This window comes from Maridesulfovibrio spiralis (SeqCode), from assembly GCF_048571135.1.
Taxonomy (GTDB): domain Bacteria; phylum Desulfobacterota; class Desulfovibrionia; order Desulfovibrionales; family Desulfovibrionaceae; genus Maridesulfovibrio; species Maridesulfovibrio spiralis.
On sequence record NZ_CP182344.1, the window covers coordinates 3089494 to 3100000 of the forward strand.

Annotated in this window: 10 protein-coding genes (1 of these 10 cut by a window edge); 5 read left to right on the forward strand and 5 right to left on the reverse strand. The window is 47.5% G+C overall.

Annotated elements, in window-relative coordinates:
• Positions 1–180: 180 nt before the first annotated feature.
• Positions 181–1011 (forward strand): pseudouridine synthase, encoded by an 831-nt coding sequence (locus ACNI29_RS13800; RefSeq protein ID WP_419778950.1) that lies wholly within the window; start codon positions 181–183, stop codon positions 1009–1011.
• Positions 1012–1133: 122 nt separating this feature from the next.
• Here the strand turns inward: ACNI29_RS13800 and ftsY are convergent, their stop codons facing one another.
• Both ftsY and ACNI29_RS13810 read right to left on the reverse strand, forming a co-directional pair.
• Positions 1134–3023: a signal recognition particle-docking protein FtsY gene (gene ftsY, locus ACNI29_RS13805; RefSeq protein WP_419778951.1), complete on the reverse strand. Its 1890-nt coding sequence runs from the start codon at positions 3021–3023 to the stop codon at positions 1134–1136.
• A gap of 200 nt (positions 3024–3223) precedes the next feature.
• Positions 3224–3721, reverse strand: coding sequence for a rubrerythrin family protein (locus tag ACNI29_RS13810; RefSeq protein ID WP_419778952.1), 498 nt, complete (start codon positions 3719–3721; stop codon positions 3224–3226).
• A gap of 296 nt (positions 3722–4017) precedes the next feature.
• Here ACNI29_RS13810 and asnS point away from each other — a divergent pair, with 296 nt between their 5' ends.
• Genes asnS through ACNI29_RS13825 form a run of 3 tightly spaced genes read left to right on the forward strand, consistent with a single transcriptional unit; the run spans position 4018 to position 7279 of the window.
• On the forward strand, positions 4018–5409 hold the full coding sequence (gene asnS / locus ACNI29_RS13815) for an asparagine--tRNA ligase (RefSeq protein WP_419778953.1): 1392 nt from the start codon (positions 4018–4020) through the stop codon (positions 5407–5409).
• Between the two features lie 49 nt (positions 5410–5458).
• Positions 5459–6340: an AraC family transcriptional regulator gene (locus ACNI29_RS13820; RefSeq protein ID WP_419778954.1), complete on the forward strand. Its 882-nt coding sequence runs from the start codon at positions 5459–5461 to the stop codon at positions 6338–6340.
• A gap of 60 nt (positions 6341–6400) precedes the next feature.
• Positions 6401–7279 (forward strand): hypothetical protein, encoded by an 879-nt coding sequence (locus tag ACNI29_RS13825; RefSeq protein WP_419778955.1) that lies wholly within the window; start codon positions 6401–6403, stop codon positions 7277–7279.
• A 58-nt stretch (positions 7280–7337) separates the two neighbouring features.
• Here ACNI29_RS13825 and ACNI29_RS13830 read toward each other — a convergent pair whose 3' ends face one another.
• Both ACNI29_RS13830 and ACNI29_RS13835 read right to left on the reverse strand, forming a co-directional pair.
• Positions 7338–7799 (reverse strand): AraC family transcriptional regulator, encoded by a 462-nt coding sequence (locus tag ACNI29_RS13830; protein WP_419778956.1) that lies wholly within the window; start codon positions 7797–7799, stop codon positions 7338–7340.
• A gap of 25 nt (positions 7800–7824) precedes the next feature.
• On the reverse strand, positions 7825–8718 hold the full coding sequence (locus tag ACNI29_RS13835) for an AraC family transcriptional regulator (protein WP_419778957.1): 894 nt from the start codon (positions 8716–8718) through the stop codon (positions 7825–7827).
• A 164-nt stretch (positions 8719–8882) separates the two neighbouring features.
• Here ACNI29_RS13835 and ACNI29_RS13840 point away from each other — a divergent pair, with 164 nt between their 5' ends.
• Positions 8883–9590, forward strand: coding sequence for a lipid-binding SYLF domain-containing protein (locus ACNI29_RS13840; protein ID WP_419778958.1), 708 nt, complete (start codon positions 8883–8885; stop codon positions 9588–9590).
• Here the strand turns inward: ACNI29_RS13840 and ACNI29_RS13845 are convergent.
• Positions 9584–10507 carry the 3' portion of an FUSC family protein gene (locus ACNI29_RS13845; RefSeq protein ID WP_419778959.1) on the reverse strand. It continues 141 nt past the right edge of the window, so the window shows 924 of its 1065 coding nt (coding positions 142–1065); its start codon lies beyond the right edge, outside the window — the gene reads right to left on this strand; the stop codon is at positions 9584–9586. The two genes, ACNI29_RS13840 and ACNI29_RS13845, sit on opposite strands and share 7 nt — an antisense overlap.

Below are 10507 nucleotides of genomic sequence, written 5' to 3' on the forward strand. Positions count from 1 at the left end.
ACACTGGGAAAAGGTTGATCAAGACCGTTGGTCAGCTTAAAAAGTGTGTACCTGCTGTAAAAACGGACAGTTAAATAAATTTCATTGCACTTAACGAGTTGTATGCTGTTTCCCTTGCAGCGTAAACCCTGTTGATCAGGTTTGAACGGTAATCAGCTAACAGAAACGGAAGATATAAAATTGAACGAAATTGACAGACTTGTTGCGGACGAAAGTGATGAGGGCATGCGGGTTGATAAGTTTTTGCTCAAACTGCTGCCCGAAAGCGGTTTGCGTGAACGCAGGCGTTTAATCGAGAACGGCCTGGTGATGGTTAATGGCCGCAGTTGCCGTTCAGGTTTAAAGATGTTTCCCGGCGCGGAAGTTGTGTTGCTTGAGGCTGGTGAGATGTCTTGTTTTGTAGATGCATTGGCAAGGGTCAAGGTTGTTAAGCACGGAGAGGGGTTCGGCACGGTTTATAAGCCGGAAGGTTTGCACTCGGCTGCAATTGCCGGAAGCACGGAGTCTTCTGTTGAGGAGTGCCTCTCCGGTATTTTTCCCGGACAGGACCCGATCCTTGCAAACAGGCTGGATTTTCTTACTTCGGGAATGTTGCTGGTTGCTTTCGGAGTAGAGCGGGAAAATGAATTTCGTGCGTATGAGGATTCCGGCACAGTGGATAAAATCTACCATGCCAGGGTGCATGGCGTTCCTGATGAGGATTTCATAGTCAAAAACAGGCTGGATACCGCTGACCGAAAACGCACCAAAGTACTTGAAGAGCAGGCAGGACCGGAACGCTGGTCCAGTGTAAAGTTGCTGGAAAGTTGCGCGGACGGGACAGCTTTGCTTGAAGTGCGTATCGCCAAGGGCGCGCGCCACCAGATCAGGGCGCACTTAGCCCATGCCGGATTCCCGATCATCGGTGATCCCATTTACGGAAAGGATGACGGGGCAGAGCGAATGTTTTTACATCACCAAAAGATCAAGCTGCCGGGATTCGAGGCGGTTTGCGAGACAGGCTGGAAATAAGAAACGCCCTTGGAGAAATTCTCCAAGGGCGTTTTTAGCTATTAATTGCAAGTCAAATTAACTGATAGGGATTCCAAAGAGGCTTAGCTTCTTATCAGTCCCGAAGGGCCGCGGAGGCAACCCTATGACAGCAGCAGTGCTTTAGCGAAGTCCTCACCGTTAAACGGTCTGAGGTCTTCCATTTTTTCGCCCAGCCCGATGTAGGTGATGGGCAGTTTGTGCTGCATGGTTACTGAGATCATGACTCCGCCTTTGGCTGTACCGTCGAGCTTGGTCAGGATCAGCTCATCCACGCCGATTTCCTCATTGAAAATCTTGGTCTGGGAAAGGGCGTTCTGTCCGGTGGTGGCATCAATGACCAGCACACTGCGGTGCGGTGCTTCGTCGTGCTTTTTACCGAGTACACGGCGGATCTTGCGCAGCTCTTCCATGAGGTTGGCTTTGTTGTGCAGACGTCCGGCGGTGTCGAGCAGCATGAGGTCGTAACCGTTTTTGACGGCGTAATCGATGGCTTCGAATGCGACAGCGGCAGGATCTGAACCTTCTGCCTTGGCATAGAATCCGGCTCCTACGCGGCGAGCCCAGACTTCCAGCTGTCCGATTGCGGCAGCGCGGAATGTATCACCTGCAACAATGAGAACCTTGCGGCCCTGCATCTGGGCGCGGTGGGCCAGCTTGGCGATGGTGGTGGTTTTACCGACACCGTTTACGCCGATCATCATTACAACTTCCGGCGGGTTGAAAGCCTTGATGCGTCTGGGAACCTTGAATATTTCATCCAGTTCTTCACGCAGCAGGTCTTTGAAATTCTCGGGATTGGTTTCCCCGGACTTGCGGATGCGGTCTTTCATGCGCTCGACAAGTTCCATGGAAGCTTCGTAACCGACGTCAGCCATGATCAGGATTTCTTCGAATTCTTCCCAGAAATCATCATCAAAAGCAGTGTGGCTGGAGAGCATGGAGTCGATGCGCTTGGTGATCTGCTCACGGGTCTTGTTCAGACCTTCGGAAAGCTTGATGAACAGGCGGCTGCGCTCGTCTTCTTCATCCTCAAGTTCAAGGGCGAGAGCCAGACGGTACTGGAGTTCGGAGCGGAATTCTTCCACATACTCGTAGTCCATGTCTTCAAGCCAGTCTTTGAAGCGGGCGATAAAGTCTTCAGCTTCATTCTTGGGTGCTTCAAGAGCTTCCAGCAGGAAGGAAAGACGGACCCAAAGGTCGTCCCCGGCTTCTTCGATGCCTTCGAGGATGAGTCCCAACCATACGGAAAGGCGTGGTTCAGCCTGCTGCAGTGATTTGGTCAGGTCGATCTGCCACTGCGGCTTGTCATCTGTGGACTGGGCTTCGGTTTCCATAACCGGTTCAAGAATGGTCGGTGCGCCCGGTCTTTCTGCTGCAGGTTCCGGTTCAGCTTCCACTATGAGAGCTTCCTCAACCACCTCGGGTTCGGGAACGATTTCAGGCTCGACAACAGGCTCCACCACGGGTTCCGGCTCAGCTACTGGTTCTTCGACAGCAACAGGAGCTTCTTCTACCGGCTCCGGTTCAGGAGTCGGTTCCGGTTCGGGGGCAGGCTCTTCTAATGAAATTTCGGGTTCAGCTACAGGTTCCGGTTCTACTTCTGGCTCCGGTTCAACAACCGGCTCTTCGATGACGGGTTCTTCTGCAATCGGTTCTTCGACAGCAGGCTCCTCTGCAATGATTGTCTCTTCAGGGATTTCTTCTGCTGCAGGCTCTTCTACCTGTTCAAAAACAGGTTCTGGAGTCGGCTCCGGTTCAGGAGTAAGTTCCGGCTCTGGCTCTGGCTCTGGCTCCGGCTCAGGAACAGGAACAGGAGTCGGCTCCGGCTCTGGCTCTGGCTCCGGTGCAGGTGCTGGCTCCGGCTCAGCTATATCTTCCGGTTTTTCTTCTTCCTGCGACTCGTAGTCATCACCGAGATAATCTTTAAGTGCTTTCTCAGCCCTGTCTTCCGGACTGCTCCACAATTTTTTTACTTTAGAAAAGAATCCCATTGAAATCCCCTTTGAAGTCTATTTTGAACAGGCGAAGATAGCGCAGTAATCCCGGATACGCAACCGTCCGGTTTAGGCTCTTTTCGATGTCCGTTTAACAGATAGGCATTAGCAGGGATTAGTCCAGAGGCGGGGCTTAACATAAGAAAAGCCCCGGTGAGATGCACCGGGGCTTGGGAGAGACAGAAGTAACAGTAAGTTTAGTCCACTTTGCTGTATGCTTTGGGAGCAGCACCACAGATGGGGCATTTTTCAGTAGCTTCACCATCCTGTGTGTGACCACATACGGAACAGATGTAAAATTCTGCTGCAGAGAAAACGTCTCCTTCACCGTTAAGAGCTTCGGTATAGAGGTTTGCGTGGATTTTTTCAGCTTCGTTAGCGAAACCGAAGTAGCGCAGAACAGCGTTTTCGCCTTCAGCTTTTGCATCTTCCATCATTTCAGGATACATGGATTCGAATTCGTAGCTTTCACCTTCGATTGCCTGCTTGAGGTTCTCTTCGGTGGAACCGATTCCTTTCATGAGGCGCAGGTGAGCGTGAGCGTGGATGGTTTCTGCTGCTGCGGCTGCGCGGAAAAGTTTTGCAACGCCTGGCTTGCCTTCTGCTTCTGCTTTTTCTGCGAAAGCGAGGTATTTGCGGTTAGCCTGGGATTCGCCTGCGAATGCTGCTTTAAGGTTTTCAAGTGTCTTGCTCATTGGAATTCTCCTTGTGTTCGATTTGAATGTGTATTTATTGTAAAAAACTTTGTTCCGTTTCGTTGAAATAATTAGTAACGATTCCTATTATGAAATGCAAGTAAAAAATGAAAAAAGTTAAAAGAATGTTTTCAGCGGGCTGAAATTCAGGATTAAAGGCTTAACTCTGCGAGGATTATTGTTTTGCCGCTGTATATATTAATGATGCATAAGTTTGTTGAAATTTACCCGTCTTGGGGCTACATCTTACGCGAAGCGCAATTGTCGGCGCTAAACCGAGTGATTGGAGATAATTTATGAGAAGAACATGCGTGAAAGATATTTTGAATGCCGAAGAAGCCTCTTCCGAGATTCTGGTTAAAGGCTGGGTACGCACCAAGCGTGACAACAAAGGCTTTTCTTTTCTGGAAGTGAATGACGGCTCCTGCCTGAAAAACGTGCAGGTCATCATTGACCACACCCCTGAAATCGAAGCTGAACTTGAGAAAATTTCTACCGGTGCATCCGTTAGCGTTACCGGGGAACTGGTTGAATCTCCCGGTAAGGGGCAGAAGTGGGAAGTCCGCGGTAAGTCCATTGAGCTGGTCGGTTTTGCTGATCCTGAGACTTTTCCGCTTCAGAAAAAACGTCACTCTGATGAATTTCTGCGTACAATCGCGCATCTTCGCCCGCGCACAAATAAATTCGGGGCCATGTTCCGCATTCGTTCCGAGCTTTCCTACGCGATTCATAAATTTTTCCGCGATAAGGGATTCTTCTACGTGCACACTCCGATCATTACCGGGTCTGACTGTGAGGGCGCTGGTGAAATGTTCCGGATTACTTCTCTGGACCACGAAGCTCTTTCTACCATGAAGAAAGAAGATCAGGCTGCCAATGATTTCTTTGGCAAGGAAGCACACCTTACTGTTTCCGGCCAGCTTGATGCTGAAATGTATGCTCTTTCTCTCGGACAGGTCTACACTTTCGGTCCTACTTTCCGAGCAGAAAAATCCAACACCCCGCGCCACGCTGCGGAATTTTGGATGATTGAACCCGAAGTTGCTTTCGCCGACCTCAATGACAACATGGATCTTGGCGAAGATATGGTTAAATATCTCATCAACCATGTTCTTGAAAATTGCGCCGATGACATCGAGTTGTTCGCTAAATTCGTTGACAAAACACTGATGGATACCCTGCGCAATACTCTTGATAACGACTTCGAACGTATCACTTACACTGACGCCGTAAACCTTTTGCAGCGTTGCAAGAAAGCCAAGAAGTTCGAATTTTATCCCGAATATGGTCAGGACCTGCAGACTGAGCATGAAAGATACCTGACTGAAAAGCATTTCAAAAAGCCGGTCATCGTTTATGATTACCCCAAAGAAATCAAACCGTTCTACATGCGTGTGAACGACGATGATAAGACCGTTGCCGCTATGGACCTGTTGGTTCCCAGAATTGGGGAGCTGGTAGGCGGTTCACAGCGTGAAGAGAGGCTTGATGTTCTGGAAAGCAGAATCGCTGAAACCGGAATGGATTCCGAAGAATACTGGTGGTATCTCGATACCCGCCGTTTCGGAAGTGCACCGCATGCCGGATTCGGAATGGGCTTTGAGCGTATGCTTATGCTGCTCACCGGCGTGACCAACATCCGTGACGTAATTCCGTTCCCCAGAACTCCCAAGAATCTCGAATTCTAATTACAAAACATCATAAGGGCCGTCTTGCACGGCCCTTTTTTATTATATCATGCTTTCTATTCCCCGATATATTCATGAGTCAGGCCGTATTCCAAGCATTAACCTTGGCGGTGTCACTTTTGTGCAGTACCGCAGTGAAAAATCTGAGATACGGCACGAAACCTGTGTTTCGCAGCACTCTTTGGTGTTCATTGTTGAGGGGACCAAATATATTCACTCAGCTGATGGCGATATTGTTTTGGAAAAGGGCGAAGCTTTTTTCTGCTGCAAAGGTATTCACCTGATGTCCGAGATGATCCCGGAGCAGGGCGGTTCCTTTGATACAGTTCTTTTCTTTTTCGATGATCGCATGTTGAGCGGGTTTGTGGATTATTTAGCGGCTGAAGAGAGCAGTGGTAAAGCAGCAGGAAAAGCTGTTTTTCGAATTAATGTCAGCGAACAGATTAAGATCTTTTTATCTTCAATGATGCCCCTTTTTGAGTCTTCATTAGGTGAAGAAGACGAATTTTTGCGTCTTAAGATCCGGGAGCTGCTTCACTATCTTTGCTCATCAGCCGGAAATGAAGATTTCTTGAATTTTTTGCTGGACTGCCGCAACGGATTGAAGACAGATCTTTCCGCAATTATGGAACAATATTTTAATAAAAACATCAGCCTTGGCGATATGGCTGAACTATCCGGGCGCAGTCTGTCCACCTTTAAGCGTGAATTCAGCAGGACATTTAATACCACACCTGCAAAATGGATAAGGGAACGCCGCCTTTCATGGGCTGCCCAGCTTCTCCGCAACTCCAATAAGAATATTACTGAGATTACATACGACTCAGGGTACGACAGCCTTTCCCATTTCAGCAGCCTTTTCCGCAAACAATACGGCATGACTCCCCGTGAATATCGTGCTGAACTGAATCCGTTAAAATCTGAACTTTAATCGAAAGTAAGTATTAATCCTTTACGCTAGTTTTCTTTCATCAAAATCATGGAGGAAATCATGCGTAAATATGTTTTCGGATTAATATCTTTAGTTCTGGCCTTGGGGCTTGCGGCATGTTCCGCAAAAACAATCAGGATTGACGGGTTTTCTGCACCCGAAAGTGTGACCTCTGACGGAACATATTTTTATGTTTCCAATGTGGGGGAAAAGCTCAAACCTATGGATAAGGACGGCGACGGGTATATTTCCAGGCTTTCCGGGGATGGAAAAGTTCTTGAGCGTAAGTTCATCAACGGGCTTAATGCCCCCAAGGGAATGGTTGTTCTGGGCGGTGTTCTATATATTAATGATATCGATCGACTCAAAGGATATAATCTGTTGGATGGAATGCAGGTGCTTGATCTGGATTTTTCATCTGAAGGAACGTCTTTTCTTAACGGGATGACTGCAATCGGCGAAGGTAAATTGCTGATCTCGGCAATGGATATCGGTGCTCTTTTCGTTGTTAATACCGCGCCCAAAGCAAACTTCAGTAGACTTGATTGCGACACAGATCTCTACGGCCCCAACGGACTTTCCTATGATTCTAAAACCGGGACAATTTATCTCTGCTCATTCGGTAAAGATCATCAACCTAATGGAATTGTGGGGAAAGGGCATATTGAGGGAAATCAGTTTATTTTTGAAAAGACCTGCCAAAAAAGTGGATTCTACGATGGGATGGCCTATAATGAAGGCGAAATAGTCTTTTCAGACTGGGTGGATTTCAAGAAAGAGGGTGTTTTGATATGTCAGAATCTCAGTACAGGTGAGCTGACAATTCTTGATCTGGGTGAAAAGATCGGCGGACCAGCGGATTTTTATCTGGATACAAAAGCTAATAGGATATGGATTCCCATGATGCTGGAAAACAAAGTCATGATTGTCGGCTATTAATTCGGCTGCAAAGGAAGAACGCCCCGTTTTCGATGAGAAAGCGGGGCGTTTTGTTTGTCTATTTCAAAGGCATGAGCAGTAAAGTTACAAGGTGTTCGGGTTTAGTGTTCTGCGGATCGTTCATGTACTGCTCGTAACATGGACTTTCAGCGTGGTTTTCGCCGCTCTGAGGAAGCCATTCGGTGTAAAATTTGAGCCATGATTCACCGAGTTTTTCATATGGTCCCAGATGCGTAGTGACTGCATATTTTCCGCCTTCGAAATCTTTGATTTTGATTCCATCAGGTGCATCAATTCCATTTTCGATGGTTATGCATGCTTCTGAGCGCAGTTTCTCCGCCGGAACTTCCCGTGGATCATCGTAATAAACACCGTAAAATCTTGTCTTGGGGGAGAACAATTGCGCCGGACCAGCCCACCCGCAGAGTTTTTCCCATGCTTTTCCCACCTCTTCGTACGGGCCAACGTGCTCAACGTAAGCCAGTTTTGCCGCGTCAATGGTCCAGATTTGAACGTCCATTTTGAAAACTCCGTTTTGTTTCTTGTTAATAAATAGCCAGCCAGAGTTCCGTGACAGCTTCTTCAGGCGGAACATCCGGTGGGACTTTTATATATTTTTCAAACGATGGAACAATGTTTTTCAATTGATAACCGCTGGAAGGAAGCCATTTCCCATACAGTTCCCGATAAGCCGCGTGCAGCCCTTCATACGGACCATAGTGGGTTGTTACTGCATACTTACCACCGGGTATGACCTGAATTCCCATTTCCGCCGGTGTTTCAACTTCTTCATTAATGCTTAAGGAGGCATCATAGCGGATTTTTTCTGCCGGAGTAATGTCCGGGTCATCGTAGGAAAGACCAAGGAATTCTGTGTCTGCTTTAATTAATCCGTTGCCGTATCCCCATCCACACAGTTTGTCCCAAGCCTTGGGGACTTCAAAGTATGGTCCCATATGACGGATAAATACGACCTGTGTTTCTTCACGGGTACGGATTTCAACTTTGCTTTCAGTAGAGGAGTCATCAACTTGAAAGTTATCAATGCTCGGTTCCGGGCGATAGTGGATTTTACCGTCATCGCCGGGACTGACCATAGCCCGCGAGTTGTTACGGAAATCACTGGGAGGGACGAGAAATCTTTTTTTGAAAGCCCGGCTGAAGGTTTCCGGTGACTCGAATCCTGCATCAAGCGCAATATCCATAACAGAATTGTCAGTGTAGCAAAGCCTGTATGCAGCCCGTTCAAGCCTTAATCGACGGACGTGCTCTTTAAGGCTTTCCCCGATCATTCCCTTGAATATGCGGTGAAAGTGGGCCACTGAAAAACAGGCCAGTTCGGCAAGGGTTTCCGGTGAAAGGTCGCCATCAAGGTTGCGCTGGATGTAGAGCAGGACTTCCATCATCCGTTCATTATATGGCTGCAATAGCGTGGACATTTGTTTTCCTTTAGCAATTTGTGTTTGTTCAGCTTAAGTAAACATATTTTCTGATGTTTAGCATGACATTTTTTATCATCTCGGAAATTTCTTGAAAAGAAAGCAGGGTGATTCAAAATTGATAACAGTTGATGATTGCCCCCATCTGAGTTTAAGGTAAGAGCATGAATAAATTAAAATTGGCAGTCTTACTGGTGCTGGCAGCCGTCTGTGTCTGCGCATGTAATCCTGTTAAAAAGTTTGTCGGTAATCCGTGCGTAACCAATTCATCAACAACTATGCAGAGTATTGTGGATTCTTCGGTCTGTGCACTCAACCAGATGCGTGCGAAGCCTGTGGGCGCGCATATTGATCATTTGCTGGAAGATGCACGGGCGGTCTTTATTTTTCCGGATGTGTACAAGGCCGCGTTCATGATCGGAGCCGAAGCCGGACCGGGGGTGCTTTGCGCCAAAGATGGGACCGGTTTCTGGAACGGGCCTGCGTTTTTCAATATGGCCGGATTTGATATAGGCTTGCAGGGTGGGGTGGAAGGTAAAACTCTGCTCGTATTTTTGATGGATGATCAGGCTCTTGAATCTGCACTTGGCGGTAAAATTGATCTTTCTCTCGGTGCAGACTTAGCGGTAGGACATACTGCCGATCGCAGCAATAGGGGAACATTCGATATTGAGGGTAACATTCTTTTGCTGGTAGATCAGGCCGGAGCTTACGGGGGCATGACCTATCGAACAGGTGCTTTCATGGTCAGCAAAGATTTCAATAAACGCTATTATGGTAAAGATGTGAGCGTGATTGAACTGCTGATGACTCATAAATATGATAAGCCCGAAGCGGATCAGCTGCTCATGAATCTGGCCGGTATTTATTGATTTTGGGAAAGTCGGCAGTTGATTCTTTTTCTTTCTCGGGTGTAGCGTAGTAGATCCTCGCAGATAAATTGCGCGCCATGGTAAAAGGCGAAAAACTGTATCATTTTTTGTAGATAGAACCTACGTGTTGCACCTTCGTTACGCAGGGTTTCAAGTCTGGCTTGAGATGCGATGAGAGCCTCGTGCAGGTTTTTTTCGTCGGGAATTCTCTTGGAGCCGATATCCCGCATGGCTTGTGCGGTAACTTTGGCAAGCTGGCGTAGCTCTTTCTCCATGATAATATGATATCCTTCACCGTGGACATGGTTCAATGCATGGAGCATAGCCCGAAGATGAGAGGCGCATTTTTCTAGTATTTCGACCTTCATCCCTAGCAGCTGAGTGTCTTCAATATATATAATACGTTCAAGACGGAGAACTTTGGTGTAGACTTCACGGTTTTTGGTAAGTTTGCTGTTGAATGCTTCAAGAGCACTTGGTATGAGGCAGCTTTGTTTATCAAGAAATCCATCCATCAATGTTTCATAGTTAGCTGCGCACTCTTCGAATTGCTTAAATAGGTCTGTTTTGAGTGCTTCAGAAGCACGCATCGGCCAGACAGCAATGCTGGTGATAAAGGCACTGCCTACTCCTATGCCGATTTCGAGTACGCGGAAAAGTCCGAATTCCACCCGGTTCGGTTCACCTAGACTGGCCAAAGTGACAATTGTAGTGGTTATAGCTGCCATTTTATAGCGATTGTTGTAGCGGGTCATGTACGCGCAAAATCCAACTGACAGGAATAGTGCCAGCAAAGTCATATGCGGAGTTTGCGGAAAAATAAGAATGCATAAAACTCCGATAAAAGCGCCGATAGCTGTACCTGAAAAACGGTACCAGCACATTTTAATGGAGTCTGCTACATTGATCTGCATGAC